The sequence below is a fragment of the Methylobacterium sp. J-048 genome, assembly GCF_022829515.1.
GTDB lineage: Bacteria > Pseudomonadota > Alphaproteobacteria > Rhizobiales > Beijerinckiaceae > Methylobacterium.
The window spans coordinates 241,718-259,581 of sequence record NZ_JAKSYL010000287.1; the positions used below are offsets into that span (position 1 = coordinate 241,718).

23 protein-coding genes are annotated in these 17,864 nt (G+C 69.0%); 15 read left to right on the top strand and 8 right to left on the bottom strand.

What is annotated here, in order from left to right; all coding sequences use genetic code 11:
* The first annotated feature begins 9 nt into the window (after positions 1-9).
* From MKL09_RS29005 to MKL09_RS29020, 4 genes are read left to right on the top strand one after another with little or no spacing between them, the layout of a single operon-like run.
* Positions 10-309 carry a hypothetical protein gene (locus MKL09_RS29005; RefSeq protein ID WP_244025412.1) on the top strand — a complete coding sequence of 100 codons (300 nt, stop codon included), beginning with the start codon at positions 10-12 and terminating at the stop codon, positions 307-309.
* Between the two features lie 23 nt (positions 310-332).
* Complete coding sequence (locus MKL09_RS29010; RefSeq protein WP_244025413.1) at positions 333-788, top strand: HEPN domain-containing protein; 456 nt, start codon at positions 333-335, stop codon at positions 786-788.
* Positions 789-810: 22 nt separating this feature from the next.
* The gene (gene pheT / locus MKL09_RS29015; protein ID WP_244025414.1) at positions 811-3,231 is read left to right on the top strand and encodes a phenylalanine--tRNA ligase subunit beta; all 2,421 of its coding nucleotides are present in this window, start codon (positions 811-813) and stop codon (positions 3,229-3,231) included.
* A gap of 10 nt (positions 3,232-3,241) precedes the next feature.
* Positions 3,242-4,123, top strand: a complete 882-nt coding sequence (locus MKL09_RS29020; protein ID WP_244025415.1) for a DUF1186 domain-containing protein — start codon at positions 3,242-3,244, stop codon at positions 4,121-4,123.
* On the opposite strand, the gene MKL09_RS29025 is transcribed toward MKL09_RS29020, so the two are convergent.
* The 3 genes from MKL09_RS29025 to MKL09_RS29035 form a co-directional block, all read right to left on the bottom strand.
* Complete coding sequence (locus tag MKL09_RS29025; RefSeq protein WP_244025416.1) at positions 4,112-4,891, bottom strand: HesA/MoeB/ThiF family protein; 780 nt, start codon at positions 4,889-4,891, stop codon at positions 4,112-4,114. The genes MKL09_RS29020 and MKL09_RS29025 overlap by 12 nt on opposite strands.
* Positions 4,892-4,988: 97 nt before the next feature.
* Positions 4,989-5,510, bottom strand: a complete 522-nt coding sequence (gene infC / locus MKL09_RS29030) for a translation initiation factor IF-3 (protein WP_243944922.1) — start codon at positions 5,508-5,510, stop codon at positions 4,989-4,991.
* Between the two features lie 239 nt (positions 5,511-5,749).
* Positions 5,750-6,973, bottom strand: a complete 1,224-nt coding sequence (locus MKL09_RS29035) for a glycosyltransferase family 4 protein (protein WP_244025417.1) — start codon at positions 6,971-6,973, stop codon at positions 5,750-5,752.
* Between the two features lie 170 nt (positions 6,974-7,143).
* On the opposite strand from MKL09_RS29035, the gene MKL09_RS29040 reads away from it, so the two are divergent.
* Positions 7,144-7,911, top strand: a complete 768-nt coding sequence (locus tag MKL09_RS29040; protein WP_244025490.1) for an alpha/beta fold hydrolase — start codon at positions 7,144-7,146, stop codon at positions 7,909-7,911.
* A gap of 20 nt (positions 7,912-7,931) precedes the next feature.
* Here MKL09_RS29040 and MKL09_RS29045 read toward each other — a convergent pair whose 3' ends face one another.
* Together MKL09_RS29045 and MKL09_RS29050 are read right to left on the bottom strand one after the other, a co-directional pair.
* A complete protein-coding gene (locus MKL09_RS29045; RefSeq protein ID WP_243944916.1) occupies positions 7,932-8,216 on the bottom strand; it encodes a DUF1150 family protein in 285 nt (94 codons plus the stop codon).
* A 147-nt stretch (positions 8,217-8,363) separates the two neighbouring features.
* Complete coding sequence (locus MKL09_RS29050; protein ID WP_243965853.1) at positions 8,364-8,792, bottom strand: Hsp20 family protein; 429 nt, start codon at positions 8,790-8,792, stop codon at positions 8,364-8,366.
* A 463-nt stretch (positions 8,793-9,255) separates the two neighbouring features.
* On the opposite strand from MKL09_RS29050, the gene MKL09_RS29055 reads away from it, so the two are divergent.
* The 8 genes from MKL09_RS29055 (at position 9,256) to MKL09_RS29090 (ending at position 14,347) form a co-directional block, all read left to right on the top strand.
* Positions 9,256-9,711 carry a hypothetical protein gene (locus MKL09_RS29055; protein WP_244025418.1) on the top strand — a complete coding sequence of 152 codons (456 nt, stop codon included), beginning with the start codon at positions 9,256-9,258 and terminating at the stop codon, positions 9,709-9,711.
* Positions 9,712-9,774: 63 nt separating this feature from the next.
* Positions 9,775-10,251, top strand: a complete 477-nt coding sequence (locus tag MKL09_RS29060; protein WP_244025419.1) for a Tat pathway signal protein — start codon at positions 9,775-9,777, stop codon at positions 10,249-10,251.
* 120 nt (positions 10,252-10,371) lie between these two features.
* Positions 10,372-11,067, top strand: coding sequence for a MotA/TolQ/ExbB proton channel family protein (locus MKL09_RS29065; RefSeq protein WP_244025420.1), 696 nt, complete (start codon positions 10,372-10,374; stop codon positions 11,065-11,067).
* A 151-nt stretch (positions 11,068-11,218) separates the two neighbouring features.
* Positions 11,219-11,689 carry an ExbD/TolR family protein gene (locus MKL09_RS29070; RefSeq protein ID WP_244025421.1) on the top strand — a complete coding sequence of 157 codons (471 nt, stop codon included), beginning with the start codon at positions 11,219-11,221 and terminating at the stop codon, positions 11,687-11,689.
* Positions 11,690-11,694: 5 nt separating this feature from the next.
* Positions 11,695-12,681, top strand: coding sequence for an energy transducer TonB (locus MKL09_RS29075; RefSeq protein ID WP_244025422.1), 987 nt, complete (start codon positions 11,695-11,697; stop codon positions 12,679-12,681).
* A 296-nt stretch (positions 12,682-12,977) separates the two neighbouring features.
* Entirely contained in the window at positions 12,978-13,349 is a 372-nt protein-coding gene (locus MKL09_RS29080; RefSeq protein WP_244025423.1) for a hypothetical protein, read from the top strand.
* A gap of 6 nt (positions 13,350-13,355) precedes the next feature.
* On the top strand, positions 13,356-13,619 hold the full coding sequence (locus MKL09_RS29085; RefSeq protein WP_244025424.1) for a BrnA antitoxin family protein: 264 nt from the start codon (positions 13,356-13,358) through the stop codon (positions 13,617-13,619).
* A 179-nt stretch (positions 13,620-13,798) separates the two neighbouring features.
* Entirely contained in the window at positions 13,799-14,347 is a 549-nt protein-coding gene (locus tag MKL09_RS29090; RefSeq protein WP_244025425.1) for a formaldehyde-activating enzyme, read from the top strand.
* An 88-nt stretch (positions 14,348-14,435) separates the two neighbouring features.
* On the opposite strand, the gene MKL09_RS29095 is transcribed toward MKL09_RS29090, so the two are convergent.
* From MKL09_RS29095 to MKL09_RS29105, 3 genes are read right to left on the bottom strand one after another with little or no spacing between them, the layout of a single operon-like run.
* A complete protein-coding gene (locus MKL09_RS29095; RefSeq protein WP_244025426.1) occupies positions 14,436-14,918 on the bottom strand; it encodes a YaiI/YqxD family protein in 483 nt (160 codons plus the stop codon).
* A complete protein-coding gene (locus MKL09_RS29100) occupies positions 14,915-15,118 on the bottom strand; it encodes a hypothetical protein (RefSeq protein WP_244025427.1) in 204 nt (67 codons plus the stop codon). Before MKL09_RS29100 ends, MKL09_RS29095 begins: the two co-directional genes overlap by 4 nt.
* Positions 15,118-16,191: an adenylate/guanylate cyclase domain-containing protein gene (locus MKL09_RS29105; RefSeq protein WP_244025428.1), complete on the bottom strand. Its 1,074-nt coding sequence runs from the start codon at positions 16,189-16,191 to the stop codon at positions 15,118-15,120. The genes MKL09_RS29100 and MKL09_RS29105 overlap by 1 nt, the downstream gene beginning before the upstream one ends.
* Positions 16,192-16,455: 264 nt before the next feature.
* On the opposite strand from MKL09_RS29105, the gene MKL09_RS29110 reads away from it, so the two are divergent.
* Positions 16,456-17,295, top strand: a complete 840-nt coding sequence (locus tag MKL09_RS29110; protein ID WP_244025429.1) for an aldo/keto reductase — start codon at positions 16,456-16,458, stop codon at positions 17,293-17,295.
* Positions 17,296-17,407: 112 nt separating this feature from the next.
* Entirely contained in the window at positions 17,408-17,854 is a 447-nt protein-coding gene (locus MKL09_RS29115; RefSeq protein WP_244025430.1) for a DMT family transporter, read from the top strand.
* The last annotated feature ends 10 nt before the right edge of the window (positions 17,855-17,864 follow it).

A 17,864-nucleotide genomic window follows, 5' to 3' on the forward strand; every position in this document is an offset into this window, starting at 1 on the left:
AGACCTACAATGCTGAAAAGTACCGAAGTCCGCGCCGTAGCGAGCGAGATTTTCGCGCGCGCGCTCGGGCCCGATCGTCTTGATCACCTCGACGTCGACATAGGGTCCGACCATTACGGTGATCCGTCGTTCTTCGTGGCTTTGTACTTTCGGCCGGGGGTCGACCCCCGCGATGTCGCAGACGTCTCGAAAGCACACGCGGATCTCAGGCGGCGCCTCCTCGACCTCGACGAGGAGCGCTTTCCCTACCTACGCAAACATTTTGCGGGCGATGAGATTCTCGGGGACGACGAACCGGTATCGTCCTGATGGCACCTTCGAAAAACACCCTGGTGGCAGATCTGCTCGAAGTCGCCGACATCCTGACTGCCCAAAAGGGTAGGCAGAACCTGCGGAAGGCAGCGATGCGTCGGGCCGTGAGCAGCGCCTACTACGCGGTATTTCACGAGCTTTGCTATCTCTGCGCGGATCAGTTGGGCATGTGGTCGAAGGCAAACGATCTGCTCGAACCCGTCTATCGCCTGCTCGACCATGGGATTGCCCGAAGCCGCCTCGTCAGCAAGGATGCGGCAGCGATCTGTCCGGAAGTTCTGCAGATCGGCACACTCTTCAAGGATCTTCAGGAAGCGCGACACGGCGCCGACTACAAAACTTCCGCCATGCCGGTAAGTCAGGACTGGGCTCTCAGCCAGATCGCCGATGCACGGCGAATTGTTGAGCTGATTGAAGGTCTCTCGCCAGACGACCGACTGAAATTAGCGATTCTTCTGATCACGAAGACGCGTTAACGCATCTGCACACACGGTTCCCATGAAATTCACCCTCTCCTGGCTCAAGGATCACCTCGACACCGAGGCGTCCCTCGACACCATCGCCGAGACGCTGACGCGGATCGGCCTTGAGGTCGAAGGCGTCGAGGACAAGGCGGCCGCCCTCAAGCCTTACGTCGTCGCCCGGATCCTGACGGCCGAGCAGCACCCCAACGCCGACCGGCTCCGGGTCTGCACCGTCGAGACCGGCGCCGGCGAGCCGGTGCAGGTGGTCTGCGGCGCGCCGAACGCGCGGGCCGGCCTGGTCACGGTGTTCGCGCCCCCCGGCACCTACGTGCCCGGCAAGGCGATCACGCTCTCGGTCGGCACGATCCGCGGCGTCGAGAGCCGCGGCATGCTGTGCTCGGGCGCGGAACTCGGGCTCGGCGAGGACCATGACGGGATCCTCGAACTTCCGCCCGAGGCGCCGGTCGGCCAGGGCTACGCGCTCTATGCCGGGCTCGACGATCCGGTCATCGAGATCAACCTGACGCCGAACCGGCCGGACTGCACCTCGGTGCACGGCATCGCCCGCGACCTTGCGGCGACCGGGATCGGCACGCTCAAGCACGAGGCGCTGCCGGGGGTGCGCGGCGAAGGCCCCTGCCCCGTCGAGATCGAGCTGTCCTTCGCGCCGGAAGACCGGCCGCTCTGCCCGCTCTTCGGCCTCCGGCTGGTGCGCGGCGTGAAGAACGGCCCGTCGCCCGCCTGGATGCAGGCGCGGCTGCGGGCGATCGGCCTGCGCCCGATCAACGCGCTGGTGGACATCACCAACTACGTCACGTTCGACCGCGGCCGGCCGCTGCACGTCTTCGACGCGGCCAAGGTCTCGGGCAACCTGACGGTTCGACGGGCGCAGGAGGGCGAGAGCCTGCTGGCGCTGGACGGGCGCACGTACACGCTGACCGACGACACCGTCGTGATCGCCGATCAGGCCGGCGTCGAATCGATCGCCGGCATCATGGGCGGCCAGGCCTCCGGCTGCGACGAGACCACCACGGACGTGCTGATCGAATCGGCCCTGTGGGATCCGGCCAACATCGCCCAGTCCGGGCGGCGTCTCGGCATCATCACCGATGCCCGCTACCGGTTCGAGCGCGGCGTCGATCCGGCCTTCACGCTGCCGGGGCTCGATCTGGCAACCCGCCTCGTGACCGAGCTGTGCGGCGGTACGCCGACGCAGGCGACGATCGCCGGCGAGCCGCTAGAATCCGAGCGGATCATCGACTTCCCGTGGACCGAGGTGCGCCGGCTCGCCGGCATCGAGCTGCCGCGGATCGAGATCAAGCTGATCCTGGAGACGCTGGGCTTCCACATCTCGGGTACCGGCGACCGGGTGAAGGTGCTGACGCCGTCCTGGCGGCCGGATGTCGAGGGTAAGGCCGATCTCGTCGAGGAGGTCATCCGCATCGCCGGCCTCGACCGGGTCGAGCCGAAGCCGCTGCCGCGGCTCGCCGGGATCGGCCGGCCGCTGCTCACCGTGATGCAGAAGCGCACCCGCATCGCCAAGCGCGCCCTGGCGAGCCGCGGCCTGATGGAGGCGGTGACGTGGTCGTTCGTCCCGCACGCGGATGCCGAGCTGTTCGGCGGCGGCGGTGCCGATCTGGTGCTGGCCAACCCGATCGCCTCGGAACTTTCGGACATGCGCCCGAGCCTCGTGCCCGGGCTGCTCCGGGCGGCCCAGCGCAACGCCGACCGCGGCTATCCGGACGCGGCCCTGTTCGAGGTCGGCCAGTGCTTCGCCACGGACCAGCCCGAAGGCCAGAGCATCCGCGCGGCGGCGGTGCGGCGGGGCAGCGCCACCCTGACGGGTGCCGGGCGCCACTGGGACGGATCGACCAAGAGTGTGGATGTCTTCGACGCCAAGGCCGATGCCCTGGCCCTGCTGGGCGCCCTCGGCGTGCCGACCGGCGGCCTCCAGGTGACCGCGGGCGGCCCGTCCTGGCTGCATCCGGGCCGCTCGGGAACCCTGCGCTTCGGACCGAAATCCGAGATCGGCTGGTTCGGCGAGGTCCATCCGCGGACCCTGCAGGCCCTCGACCTCAAGGGCAGCCTGGTGGCGTTCGAGATTGTGCTCGACGCGCTGCCGCTGCCCAAGCACAAGCCGACCAAGGCCAAGCCGGCGCTGGCTCTGTCGGAGTTCCAGCCCTTGTCCCGCGACTTCGCCTTCCTGGTCGGGCGCGACGTGCCGGCGGGCGACATCGTCAAGGCGGCGCAGGGGGCCGAGCGCAAGCTCGTCACCGGCGTCGAGGTATTCGATCTCTACGAGGGGACCGGCGTGCCGGAGGGCTCGAAATCGGTCGCCGTCGCGGTCCGTCTGCAGCCGGTGGAGCGCACCCTGACCGATGCCGAGATCGAGGCGGTGAGCGCCAAGATCGTCGCCGAGGTCTCGCGCCGCACCGGTGCGACCCTGCGGGCCTGAGGAGGATTGCATGAGCCGAATCGCAGCCCTCATCGAAGACCTGTCCGCGTCCGAGTACCGGCCGACCATGGCCCTGCGCGAGGCGCTGGCGCATCCGGCCGAGATCGCCGAGGCGACGCTACCGCTGCTGGAGGCCGCCGCCGCGGGGGGTGAGCTCACCCCGGAGCAGGAAAACCTCCTGTTCTGGGGCCTGCACGTCATGGCGCAGGCCCGGGACACACGTGCCCTGGCGCCGCTCCTCAAGCTGCTGCGGCAGGACGAAGAGACCCTCGACGCGATCCTGGGCGACGCGGTGACGGCGACCCTGTCCAAGGTCGTGGCGAGCCTGTTCGACGGCGATCACCAGCCCCTGTTCCGGCTGATCCTCGACAGCACCGTCGATGACCTCACCCGCATGGCGCTGCTGTCGGCCTGCACCTTCCTGACCCTGGAGGGCCGGATCGACCGCGACGCGATGCACGCGCTGCTGGTCCGGTTCGACGACGCGAAGGCGGCCGTCGAGGAGGGACCGGCCTGGGTCGGCTGGGAGGAGGCGATCGCGCATCTCGGCTTCCGCGACCTCGCGCCCCGGGCCGCGGCGGCCCGAGCCGACGGGCGGATCACCGACGAGATCAGCGACGCCGGCTGGTTCAAGGAGGCCCTGCGCAAGGCCGAGACCAAGCCGGACGACCGGGACCGGCTCGGCCCCTACCAGTACGGCTATCTCGACGATCCGGTCGAAGCCCTCGACTGGACCGCGGAGGGGGCGGGCGAGCCGCAGCGCAACCCGTTCAAGGATGTCGGGCGCAACGATCCCTGCCCGTGCGGCTCGGGGAAAAAATTCAAGAAGTGCTGCCTCGGCAAGGCGGAGGCGGACGGTCCCTGGATGCCGCCGGGCGCCCTACTCGGCTGAGGCGCCGCTCAGCGGGTTGTCCGGGTCCCAGCCGTAGCTCAGGGTCTCGAACCGCATCGCGCGGGCATCGACCATCAGCAGGCGCCCGACCAGCGGCTCGCCGAAATCCGCCACGGCGCGGATCACCTCCATGGCCATCAGCGAGCCCATGACCCCGGCCAGCGCCCCGAGCACTCCGGCCTCGGCGCAGGCGGGCACGCTGCCCGGCGGCGGCGGGTTCGGGAACAGGCAGCGATAGGTCGGGTTCGGCTTGCCGTCGGGACCGGTCTCGTGGGCCCGGATGGTGGTGAGCGTGCCGTCGAATCGGCCGAGCGCCGCCGTCACCAGCGGGCGCCTTGCGTGGAAGCAGGCATCCGAGACAGCGTAGCGTGTGGCGAAGTTGTCCGAGCCGTCGGCGACGAGGTCGTAGCCCGCGATCAGGTCGACGGCGTTGTCCGGCGTGATGCGGAACGGGTGCGGGACCACCGTCACGTGCGGGTTGAGCCGCGTAACCGCATCGGCCGCGCTCTCGACCTTGGGCCGGCCGAGATCCGGCGTGCCGTGGATCACCTGGCGCTGAAGGTTCGAGAGCGAAACGGTGTCGTCGTCGACGATGCCGATCGTGCCGATACCGGCCGCCGCGAGATACTGGATCAGCGGCGCGCCGAGGCCCCCTGCCCCGATGACCAGCACCCGGGCCGCCTTGAGGCGCGCCTGCCCGGGTCCGCCGACCTCGGCCAGGACGAGGTGGCGGGCGTAGCGTTCGATCTCGTCGGGAGCCATAGCCATAGGCAGCAGATAGTCGCCCACGGGCCGCGACGGAAGCACCACACACGCGAACGCCGCCCCGGTCAGGAGGCGGCGTGAACGGCAATTCGCGATGGAGTCAGCGCGGCGCGAGAATCATGATCATCTGGCGGCCTTCGAGCATCGGCTCGCTCTCCACCTTGGCGATCTCGGCGGTCTCGGTCTTCACGCGCTCCAAGAGGCGCAGGCCGATATCCTGGTGAGCCATCTCACGACCACGGAAGCGCAGGGTCACCTTGACCTTGTCGCCCTCCTCGAAGAAGCGGTGCACCGACTTCATCTTGGTGTCGTAGTCGTGCTTGTCGATGCCGGGGCGGAGCTTGATCTCCTTGACCTCGACGGTCTTCTGCCGCTTGCGCGCCTCGTTCTGCTTCTTCTGCTCGTTGAAGCGGAAACGCCCGTAATCGAGCAGCTTGCAGACAGGGGGCACCGAGTTCGGCGCGATCTCGACGAGATCCAGGCCGGCTTCCTCAGCGAGGGTCAGCGCGTCGAAGAAGGGAACGACGCCGCGGTTCTGCCCGGTATCGTCGATCAGCTGCACTTCCCGCACCCCGCGAATATCGCGGTTGGCGCGCGGCCCGTCCTTCTGCGGGGCCGGCATGGCTCTCATCGGTCTACGAATGGCTTCGGTCTCCTGCTGCAACGACGAAACGGCGGATCGGACGACCCATCTCGTGGATCTCCTGACCGCCAGCCGCTCCGGTCTCTCCCGGACATACTACGTTGGGGGAAGCCCGGCCAGAGTCAACGGGGTGTCGGCGCGGGGTGCGAAATAATCGGCACCGCGTTGAAACCCCAGCTTACCTTCTCAGCGCCAGCCGGCTGCCGATCGCACACCCATTAGGCGTGCCGGCCGAGAAGCTGGGCGTAGACCGCCAGCGTGTCGCCGGTCATGCGCTCCAGAGAAAAGTTGGCCTCGACATGGGCGCGGCCGCGCCGGACCAGGGCGTCCCGGGCGCTGGCGCCGAGCGACAGGGCTTCGGTCAGGGCTGACGCGAGCGCACCCGCATCTCCGGGCGGAACACGCCAGCCGGTGCGCTGGCTGGCCGAGGCGTCCGGCGGCGCCAGAACCGTCTCCGGGACGGCGCCGAGGTCGGAGACCACAACGGGCGTCCCGAGGGCCTGGGCCTCCACGGCCGAGCGGCCGAACGCCTCGGGCTCCACGGAGGGAACGGCAACCACGGAAGCCGCCCGGAACGCCGCCGGCATGTCGGTGCAATGGCCGACGCGGCGGACGATGCCGCCGAGGCCGCGGGCGGCGATCAAGGCATCGAGTTCACGCTCGTAGGACGCACGCCCCTGCGGGTCGCCGGCGAGCACCACGGCGAGGTCCGGAACGCCCCGGTCACGCATCTGCGCGGCGGCGTCGATCAGAACGCGGTGCCCCTTCCAGGCGGTGAGCCGGGCGGCCAGCAGGATTACCCGCTCGTGCGGAGCCACGTTCCAGGCCCGGCGCAGCGTCTCGACCCGTCCCGCACCGACTGAGACCGGATTGAAGACCGCCAGATCCGTGCCGCGGTGGATCACCCGCACACGGTCGCCGGCCTGCTCTGAATGCAGCCGATGGATCAGGTCCGCGGTGTAGCGCGAGTTGGCGATCACCACGTCGCCCCGGGCCATCACCGAATTGTACAGCACCTTCACACCGGTGCGGCCGGAATAGCTGCCGTGATAGGTCGTCACGAACGGCAGGCCGAGGCGGCGGGCGGCGCCGAGCGCCACCCAGGCGGGCGCCCGCGACCGGGCGTGGACGATCTGCACGCCCTCGCGCCGGCACAGCGCCATCAACCGCGCGACGTTGAGCGCCATGCGGGCCGGGTTCTTCGACGCGGCCGGGAAGCGCAGCCATTGGCCGCCCTTGGCCTGCAGCTCGCCGATGAGACGCCCGCCCTCGGTGGCGACCAGAGCCCTGGCGCCGACCGCCGCCAGGGCGCCGGCCACGTCGACCGTGGTCCGCTCGGCACCGCCGGCATCGAGTTCCGGGATGATCTGCAGCACGCGGGCGCCCGCGAGAACATCGATGTCTGCGGGAAAGCTCGACAGGCTGCGCGTCACATCACCCATCGGCGCTCGGTCGGCGTGAAGACGTAAGCCTCCCGCCGGCATCTGCAACATGCTCGTACCCATTGCCCCAGCATCGCGGTCGCGCTTTACGGTCTGGTAAACGGAGGTTGAAGCCGACCCGGTCAGGGAAGGACTTCTTCAAGCGCGATAGAGGCCTACCGGAGAGATCGATGACCGATACAGGGCCGGATTTCATCAGCGTCGGCGAAGGAGCGGCCGCGCGGCGGATCGCCGTACGGGTGCGCGAGGGCGCCGGGCCGCCGGTGATCTGGCTCGGTGGATTCCGTTCGGACATGACGGCCACCAAGGCCGCCGCCCTGGATGCCTGGGCTGCAGAGAAGAAGCGCACCCTGGTGCGGTTCGATTACGCCGGCCACGGCGCTTCCGGCGGCACGTTCGCCGCGTGCACCATTTCGTCCTGGCTCGAAGACGCACAGGCGGTCCTGGCGCGGTACGTCACGGAGCCGCCGATCCTGGTCGGCTCGTCAATGGGCGGGTGGATCGCCTGCCTCGCGGCGCGAGCCCGTGCCGTCGGCGGCCAAAAGACAGCGGGCTTGGTCCTGGTCGCGCCGGCGCTGGATTTCACCGAAGACCTGATCTGGTCGCAGCTGGATGAGGGTGCCCGCGCCGCTCTGTTGCGTCACGGAGTTCTTCAAAGGCCAAGCGACTATGCGCCCGAGCCCGATCCGATCACCCTCGCGCTGATCGAGGATGGCCGCCGGAACAGATTGCTCGAGCGCCCCTTCGATCCGGCCTGCCCGGTCCACATCCTGCAAGGCATGCGCGATCCGGATGTGCCCTACCAACACGCGCTCAAGACCGTCGGCCGACTGCCGGCCGAGGGGACCGTGCTGACCCTGATCGCCGATGGCGACCACCGCCTGTCACGGCCGCAGGATATCGCACGGCTCGTGGCGGCGGTGGCGGGAATCGCCTGACCGGCACGGTTGGTCCGGGGTCAGTGCAGGCTGACGGCGTGGAGATCCTGGGCGACGGCATTGGCCAGCACCACGTCTTTGGAATCCGCCAGCATGATCGGCTCGCCGCTCGCCGAAAGCAGGGCGAACAGGTCGAGGCCAGGCATCAGTTCCGGCGCCTGCGGGAACAGGCGGCGCACCTCGTCGGACCGGATCGGGCGAACGTAGGCGATATGGCCCTCGCCCAAAGCGGCTAGATCCGCCGGATTGAACTCGGCCGGATCGAGATCGGCGGGGGTCAGGGGAGATGCGTTCAAGTTCGTCATGTGTTGCCCTCCTGGGGTGGCAGAGCGTCCACCTCCGGTCCCGGAGGCACCGGCGGCTCCACACGGATGTGGGGATGTCCGGCGCCCAATCAATTGACCTATGGCATCGTCGCGCAGGGTCCAGACCGGCCTTGAAATCGCGCGCCCCTAGCCTCGGGCGCCGATATCGATCTTGCGTACGATCCGATCCGGCTCAGGCCGAACGAGATCGATCGAGAGCAGGCCGTTGGCGAGGTCGGCGCCCAGCACCTCCATGCCGTCGGCCAGCAGGAAGGTTCGCTGAAACTGCCGTGCCGCGATGCCGCGGTGCAGGAAATGTCGCTCACGCTCCTCGACCTGCCGGCCCCGAACGACGAGTTGGCTGTCCTCCAGCATCACGTCGAGCTGTTCCTGCGTGAAGCCCGCCACCGCCAAGGTGATCCGCAGGCGCTCGGGCTCACGTTCGGTGCGGGGCAGCCGTTCGATGTTGTAGGGAGGATAACCGTCGTTGGCACCCTTCGCGACTCGATCGAGGGCCTGCTCGATCTCATCGAAGCCGAGCAGGAACGGATGCCCGAAGGGCGAGGGTCGAGTCATTGCGGCCGTCATCCTCACAGCGAGGCCTCCGACCCTGGGACTTGCCGCAGCCCCGGATCTCCGAGCACCTCGACGCCATGGAGCCCGCACAAAACAGCGCTCCACCGGTCGGAACACCGCCGGTAACCCGGAGATATGGCCAAGGCCCCCAACCCCATCAAGGGACGGGGTTAATTTCGTCCCATGATCAATATTTGCTCTGCGAAAACACGCACAGCTTGGGAGCTTTCGGCAGTATGTATCGGGATGTTTCAGCAAGCCCTGGAACGGCCACGCTCTCGACTAACAGTTTGGAACTGCTCTGATTTTCTCGCCAGGCCTTGATTGCGGGAGCTGTCGTGGCTACTGCCGCGACGGGTGATCCCCCGGCTCTAGATGGGTTCTCACCAATCTATTCCCGACCCAGGCGGGATGCAGCGGAGTCCCGATGAGCGCGCCTTCGATCCCGGCAAGTCATGCGGCGATGCAGCGCGTCGCCGACGTGTGCGGCGATGAGGCCGACATCCTGGCGTTGTCGGTGGCCCGATTCGTCGCCGCCGGGTACATGACGAGCGACGTCGCCTGCTGGAATGCCGCGTTCGACGGTGCGGAGCAGCTGCTCGGCCCAGCGGAGGGATGCCGGTTCGTCGCCAGCGTGGTCGCGATCGTCCGTGCGCTTCGGGCGGAGCGCGAGGATGATTGGTCCTTCATGCCGGCGAGCTGCTGTCGGGTGACCGGCCACGAATGCGCCCTCGTCGCGCTGATCGGCCGGGGCCGGCGTCGGCTGTGGGCCGATCTGGAAGCGGCTGCGGCCGAGCTCACCGGGCGTGAGGCTGCGCCTCGCCTCGTCGCAGCGGTTCGCGCCGCCGTCTCAACCCTGGATACGGCGGCCGAACGCTTGGCGCCGGTCATGTGCCCAAATCGGGTCGTGCTTCACTAAGTCGGCTGCTGCGGTGGCCTGATGCGGCTCCGGCCGCGTCCGAGAAAAGAGGAAATCGGTTTGGTGCTTGCCTTGAGCGTCCCTCTGTACCGCCGGCGGATCGGGCGGATCGCCCTCGACACCGCGGCTTGCCTGGCGCTTTCGGCGCTCCTGGTCGTCTCGGCGCTGGCGCAGGATGCCTCCGCTGAGAAGGCGCCGATCAAGCTGCAGTTGAACAAGCTCGAGACCGCGGGCGAGGCCTGCCGGGTGACCCTGGTGGTCGACAACTCCAAGGGCACCAGCCTCAAATCCTATAAGGTCGATCTGTTCGCCTTCGATCCGGAGGGGGTCGCCCAGAAGCGCGTGGCCGTGGAGCTCGGCCCCCTGCCGGCGCGGAAGACGACCGTGAAGATCTTCGATTTCCCGGGCATCGCCTGCGGCAAGGTCGGCCGGGTCCTGCTGAACGACGTCTTGGCCTGCGACGGCGGCGAGGCCGCTCGGGAGGCCTGCCTGGAGCGGACCGAGACCGAAACCAAGGCCGGACCCGCCTTCGACCGCTGAGGCGGCCTCAAGGACCCTGCGACGACGCCGCCCGGCAGCGAAAGCCGCCGGGCGGTCAGCGGCTTTCGCCGCACCTCGACGAGATGGCGGCCCCGGGCCGCATGACACCAGGAGCCCGCGATGGACCCGACACAAGCCCCGACCGAGGTCGCCCACGACTTCTCGTTCCTCGGCCTGTTCCTTCAGGCCGACCCGATCGTGAAAGGCGTGATGATCCTGCTGGTCATCGCCTCGATCGCGTGCTGGACGGTGGTGTTCGAGAAGATCATCCGGCTCTCGGCCGCACGGCGCCAGGCGAAGGCGTTCGAGACCCTAGTGCGCTCCGGTGGCAGCCTCGACGGCCAGCACAAGGGCCTGACCGGTCACGTCGTAAAGGCCGCCATCGACGCCTGGCGCGATCAGGACCCCACCGAGACCCGGGCCGAGCGGCGCGAGCGGATCGAGCGGGCCATGCGCGGCGCGCTGGGCCTCGAGGTGAAGCGCCTGCGCACCGGCCTGTCGCTGCTGGCGACCTCCGGTTCCACCGCCCCGTTCGTCGGCCTGTTCGGCACGGTCTGGGGCATCATGAACTCGTTCTCGTCGATCGCGCGGAGCCAGGACACCTCGCTCGCCGTCGTCGCGCCGGGCATCGCGGAGGCGCTGTTCGCCACCGCCATCGGCCTCGTCGTCGCGATCCCGGCCGTGATGGCCTACAACAAGCTCGCCGGGGATATCGGCGGCATCCAGAGTTCCTTCACGTCCTACATCTCACTCCTGGGCGACCGCCTGGCCCGCGAACGGACGGGTGCCGGGCAGCACCGCGCAGCTGCCGAGTAGGCGTCTCGCCGGCGCCTGCCGCGTAGCGAACTGGCCCGGCCACCATCCTTGATCCGAGGCGCGTCCAGGCCGGTCCGGCATGTGCTGCCGCCGAAAGCGCCTCGAACCATGGCCCGCACCGGGCCGACCGCACTCAACCGGAGACGCCGCCATGGCGATGGCATCGCCCCGCGCAAGCGACGATGACGACAACGACGACCTGCCGATGTCGGACATCAACGTGACCCCGATGGTCGACGTGATGCTCGTCCTGCTGATCATCTTCATGGTCGCGGCCCCGCTGATGACCACCGGGGTCCCGGTGCAGCTGCCCAAGACCGCGGCCGCCAAGGTGGCGCAGTCGAAGAAGCCCCAGGAGGTCACGGTCGACAAGGACGGCAACCCGTCGATTGCCAAGGAGGTGTTCACCATGGACAGCCTCGTGCCGCGCCTGCGCGAGATGGCGAGCGCCGACAAGGATCAGGTGATCCTGGTGCGCGGCGACCGTGACGTCCCCTACGGCAAGATCATGCAGGTGATGGGTCTCGTCGGCCAAGCCGGCTTCACGAAGGTGTCGCTGATCGCGCAGTCGCCGGGTGGCCCCGCCGCCGCGCCAGCAGCCCCCTCAGAGACCGCCCGCTGACATCCATGAGCACGCTGACTTCGACGGATCTGTCGGCCCGGCCCGGCGAGCGCGGCCCCTCCGGGCTGCTCGTCGCCTTCCTGGTCGCGTTCGCGCTGCACGCGCTCGTGCTGGTGGCGGTGATGTTCTATCGGCTCACGCCGCCGGCGCCCCCCGGCGAGCAGCAGATCTCGATCGATCTGGCGCCGGTGATGACCGACGCCGCGACCGAGGCGCCGTCTGAGCAGCAGATGAGCCAAGCGGCGCCCCCGGAGACCAAACCCGTTGAGTTGCCCCCCGACGAGGCCGTGCAGCCCCCGCCCCCGGAGATGACCGAGGTCAAGCCCGACGAGACACAGGCCGTCATCGAGCCGCCGCAGGAGGCCGTGCCGGTGGAGGCCCAGAGCGAAGTGATTACCTCGGCCTCCGAGGCCGCCGAGCCGCTGGCGCCACCGCCGACGGAGGTCGCCAAGACCGAGGAGCCGCCCAAGCCGACGCCCGATCCCGCGAAGATCAAGGCCGAGCGCGAGGCGAAGCTTCGCAAGATCCGCGAAGAGAAGCTGCGCGAGCAGAAGCGCGAGGAGCGCCTGGAGGAGATCCGCGACGCGAAGCTGAAAGCAGCCCGCGAAGCCAAGGCGAAGCAAGCGAAAGCGCAACAGGGCGCGGAGGCGCGCAATTCCGCGTCGGCCTCACGTCAGAATGCGGCCGGCCGAGCCGCCGCGGGCAGCGATCCAAGTGCGTTGCGCCAATGGACCGGCGCGATCAGCGCGGCGATCCACGGCCGGATGAATCCGGGCGTCGCCGCCGGGACCGCCGGGGGCACCGCAATGGTCCGGTTCACCGTGATGCGCTCGGGTGCGGTCACCGGTGCAGGTCTCGCCCGGTCCAGCGGCGTCGGTCAGATCGACAGCGCGGCGTTGGCGGCGGTGCGTGGCGGCATGCCGCCGGCGCCCGCCGGCGTAACGCAACCGAGCCTTTCGGTGACCATCCCGCTCAACTATCGCGTGCGCTGAGCGCGAATAGGCGACGTGCGGTCAGGCAGAAAAGCCTGACTCGATTGAACAAGCGTGGTGGGTCCTGAGACGAATACGCTGCCCTGTCCTGCCCGATCGGATCGCCGGATTCGCCATGGGCCGTACGGGCGTGCTAATGCCGTTGCGATCACGGCCTCGAACAGTCGTTGCAGAACGACGCGGCGGGGCGGATCGTCCGGCCTTGCCCCTCCCCCCCTCGAACAGGCCGGACCCGTTCCAGACACTGACCCTGCGCGCAGGATGCTGTGCCGCTGGACCGGGGCGAAAGGCACAGGATGAGCGACGAGACTGAGACCGACCTCGACGAGGCCGAGGATATCCGCGACGCGGAAGCGGAAGCCAAGACACGGGCCGACAACCGCGCCGAGCGTGCGGAGCGCGCCGAGCGCATGGCGCGCGAGGGCGCGCAGGCGATGGCCGAGCATCACGCGTCGATCAAGGCGATCGACGAGCGGACACTGAAGCTGCGCTCCCTGCGTCTGGCCAAGGAGGCCGCCGAAGCCGAGACCAAGGCGGCCGACGCGCAGGCCAAGGTGGCCGAGAAGGAAGCCAAGGCCGCTGCCAAGATCGCGGGCAAGACTGCCAAAGTCGCCGCCAAGGGTGCCGTCAAGAAGGCTGCACCCAAGAAAGCTGCCGCGAAGGACTGAGGGCCGATGGCCGACGATCGCAACCGCCGCCGATTTACCGATCCGCGTTCGGCAGCCGAGGCGGCCTTCAAGGCCGCCACGACCGCCAAGCCTGCCGCCGCTCCACCGCCGCCGGCTGCCCCGCGCCCCACGGCGGTTCCGGGCGCCCGGGAGATGGTCACCTTGCGCCTCGACAGCGCCGTGCTGGCCCACTTCCAGAAGGACGGCCCGGGCTGGCAGGATCGCGTCAACGAGGCCTTGAAGGCACTCGTGCCCGCCACGGACGCCTGAGCCGACGCCCAGGGACCGCGACGCGCCTGGGCAGGGCTCCGGGTTCATCGCGGGTCCGCGCGCTCCATTCACCGAACCGATATCTGCGTCCCCCGACGGCGCTTTCGAGCCTGATCCCGACGGATCGAAGCAGACTTACGGGATGATGCTGTGGCGGCGCGATCCAAGGAACCGACCCTATGAGCGAACGCATCATCCTGCGAGCCGGTGAAGCCCTGGTGGCGGGCGGTCCGCCCAATACGGCGGCCGAGCCGGAGGTCATCATCGGCGAGCTCGACGGGCCGGTCGGCACCGCACTGGCGACGCTGACGGGCGATCAGGTCGTCGGCCACAGCCGCGTCTTCGCGCTGCTCAACACCGACATCATGGTCCGCCCGGTCACGCTGTGCGTCTCCAAGGTCAGCGTGACTGAGAGCAAGTACACCTCGATCCTGATGGGCACGGTGCAGTACGCTATCGCCAACGGCGTCCTCGACGCCGTGCGGGCGGGCTACATCCCGAAGGAAAAGGCCAACGATCTCGGCATCATCTGCTCGGTCTGGCTGAGCCCCGGCGTGATCCAGGCCGAGACGGTCGACCACAAGTCGCTGTTCGAGATCCAGCGCAAGGGCATGACCGAGGCGATCCGCAAGGCCATGACCAACGAGCCATCGATCGACTGGCTGTTGGAGAACCAGGACAAGATCGTCCACAAATATTATACGATGGGTCTCGAAGGTAAGATCTGACGTTCCGGACCTGTTGAACGGCTCAGAACGGCCCGGGTGAAAGCCCGGGCCGTTCTGAGTTTCCGCCTACGCCTTCGCACTCCATCCCTCACCCAGCCCCTGGCCGCTCCCGCAGGATGCGGTTCACCGCCCGGTCGAGGGACGAGAGGAACGACGACCGGTCCGCGCGGGAGAACGGCGGTGGGCCGCCTGTGATCGTGCCGGCTTCGCGCAGGGATTGCATCAGGTCGCGGGTCGCGAGCGTCATGCCGATCGAGGCCTCGCTGAACGGCTTGCCGGTGAAGGCGAGCACGGTGGCGCCGGATTTGACGCAGCGGGCAGCCAGCGGCACGTCGGCGGTGAGCACGATGCTGCCGCGTCCGGCCCGCTCGGCGATCCAATCGTCGGCGGCGTCCAGCGCCGCGCCGACGACGATGCGCACGATCCAGGGCTCGCGCGGCAGGTTCAGCACGCTGTTGGCGACGACGTAGACGGTGAGGCCGTAACGGGCCGCGACCCGATAGGTCTCGTCCTTCACCGGGCAGGCATCGGCGTCGAGGTAGATCGGCGGCCGGGTCTCCTCCGCGCTCATCGCCGGGGCACCAGCTTCGAGACGAAGCCCGCAAGGATCAGCAGCGCCCCGAGGGCGAATTGCCAGCGCTGGATATCGCCGCCGATCGAATGAACGACTGCGCGGCCGATCACGAACAGCCCGATCAGGGGCAGCCCGAAGCGCAACGCCAGCTTCACGACGGCCAGGGCGGTCGAGGGCCCGGTTTCGGTGGAGCTCATCAGTGCGCCGCCGCGAGCCGACGCTGGGGCTGCTCGGCGAGGGCCGTCTCGGAGGCGGCGCCCCGCTCCAGGGTCGCCACCGCGAGCGGCGCGCCGCGGCCGCGCAGGGCATGCGCCCCGAGCGAGCGCGCCCGCACGCCCGGGGGCAGCCGCGGCAGACGGCTCAGCAGGTCCTGCGAGATCAGGATACCGACGCCCAGCGGGCGGCACAGGGCCTCGATCCGGGAGGTGACGTTCACGGCGTCGCCGAAATACGCGATCTTGTGGCGGTCGACGCCCACTTCCGCGGTGACCACCGAGCCGCCATGGAGCGCGGCGCGCAGCTTCGGCACCGTGCCGAACCGGGCGGTCCAGGCGGCCTCCTCGGCCTCGATCCGGTCGATCACGTCGAACACGCAGGTGACGCAGCGGGCATCTTTAAGGCCCCGGCTCATCGGCCAGGTGACCATGGCGAGGTCGCCGATATAATCGTCCACCGAACCGCCGTTGCGCCGCACCGGCTCGGCCAAGGTCGCGAACACCGCGCTGAGATATTCCTGGGCGCGCAGGTCGCCATGGGTCTCCGCGAAGGCGGTGGAGCCGACCACGTCCAGGAACAGGAAGATCCGCTCCTCGGCCACCGGCTTGTGGTAGCGGCCGATCATGAAGTTCACGAAGATCTCGCCGCCGACGAGATCGCGCATGCGGATGACGAAGACGAGCAGACCGGCCACCGCCAGGGCGTAGGCGAGGACCCGGGCGTTCGTCCGGGTCGCCACAGCGAGTTCGTCGCCGGTCAGCCCGAAGGTCCAGACGATCAGGCCGCCCAGCGCGTTGCCCGACACGATCATCAGAACGTAGGCGAGTTCCGCCGCGATGACGTAGAGCCAAGCCGGCAGGCGCCGGATCCGCGCCTGCAGCCCCGCCAGGATCAGGCCGCGGTCGAAGGCGAGAACCGTGGCGCCGGTGCACAGGCCGTAGGTGAAGCCGGCGAGCGGCGTGGCGCCGTCCGCAAAGATGATGTTGTAGAGCAGCCCCGCGCCGGCGGCGGCGAGCAGGATCAGTCCCCAGAAAACCCGATGGGCCGGCAGCATCAGCGCGTCTCCCATAGGGCCAGCGCGGGCCGCCGCGGCTCGGGCTTGGCAGGCCCCCTGGCGGCCTCGATGAGCGCGGCGTGAGACACTGGACTAAAGTTTAGCACCGGAGCGGCGGTGACCCATTGCTCATCCCCCCAAGATGGCGCGAGTAAGGCGCGGCCGGGTTCGCACCCGGGAACGGCGGACCTTCGGTCTTGCCGCTGCCGGTCGGGCGCGGACACACAGAACAAAAGCCATCGCGGCGGGGAAGGGAGCGCTGCCATGTACGCCAGGAGCTTCGGGGCGACGCGCGTCTCGGTGGCGGTGATCGGCCAGGGCACGTGGCACATCGACGGCTCGGACCGTGCCGACGCCGTGCGGGCCCTGCGGGCGGGCATCGATGCCGGCATGACCCATATCGACACCGCCGAGATGTACGGCGACGCCGAGGCGATCGTGTCTGAGGCCATCGCGGATTGCCGCGAGGAGGTCTTTCTCGTCTCCAAGGTGGTCCCGGGTAACGCCACGCGCCGGGGGGTCGTGCGGGCCTGCGAGGCCTCCCTGCGGCGCCTGAAGACCGACCGGCTCGACAGCTACCTGCTGCACTGGCCCGGCCAGCATCCCCTGGCGGAGACGATCGCGGGGTTCGAGGACCTGCGCCGGGCGGGCAAGATCCTGTCCTGGGGGCTGAGCAACTTCGATGTCGACGACCTCGACCGGGTGCTGGCCATCGCCGGGCCGGACCGGATCGCCTGCAATCAGGTTTTGTACCACCTCAACGAGCGGGCGATCGAGCACGCAGTGCTGCCCTGGTGCGAGACGCACGGGGTCGCGATGGTCGGCTATTCGCCCTTCGGCAGCGGCGAGTTCCCGGACCCGGCCAGTGCCGGCGGCCGCGTCCTCGACGGCATCGCCCGCGCCCACGGCACCACTCCCTACGCGGTGGCCCTGGCCTTCCTGACGCGCCTGCCCGGAACCTTCACGATCCCCAAGACCGGTCGCCCGGCGCGGGCGATCGAGAATGCCGGCGCGGCCGACCTGCATCTCGGCCCGGCCGAGATCGCCATGATCGACGCGCATTTCCCCCGGGGGAAGCGGCCGCGGATGCTGCCGATGCTGTGAGAGGCGGAGGAAATCGGCATGGCGTGACAAGTGTGGCGAGGGTCGTGGAATCGCGGTACCGCCGCTAAACCGCGGCCGTCACGCCGACGTCGTCCGAAAGCATCCGCCCCTCATGCTGAAACTGCTCCTCCCCTCGACCCTCGCACTCACGGCCGGTATCAGCATCGTCATCCAGCAGGCGCTGAACGCGAATCTGCGCACGGCCCTCAACTCGTCCGCGTTGTCGGGAGTCGTGAGCTTCACGGCCGGGGTGGCCTGCATGGTCGTCTTCGCCCTCGTGGCCCGTGACCCGATCCCGTCCGCCGGCGTGCTGGCGCGGATCCCCTGGTGGGCGTGGAGCGGCGGGATGTTCGGGGCGATCTTCATCGGCCTCGGGATCGTGCTCGTCCCGCAGTTGGGGGCCGGAACCTTCCTGGCGCTCCTCGTCACCGGCCAGATGCTGGCCTCGGTGATCTTCGACCATTACGGCTGGCTCGGCCTCGCGCAGCGGCCGATCGACCTGTCGCGCGCGCTGGGCGTCGCGCTCCTGATCGGCGGCGTCGTCCTGATCCGGCGCTGAGCCGGGACCG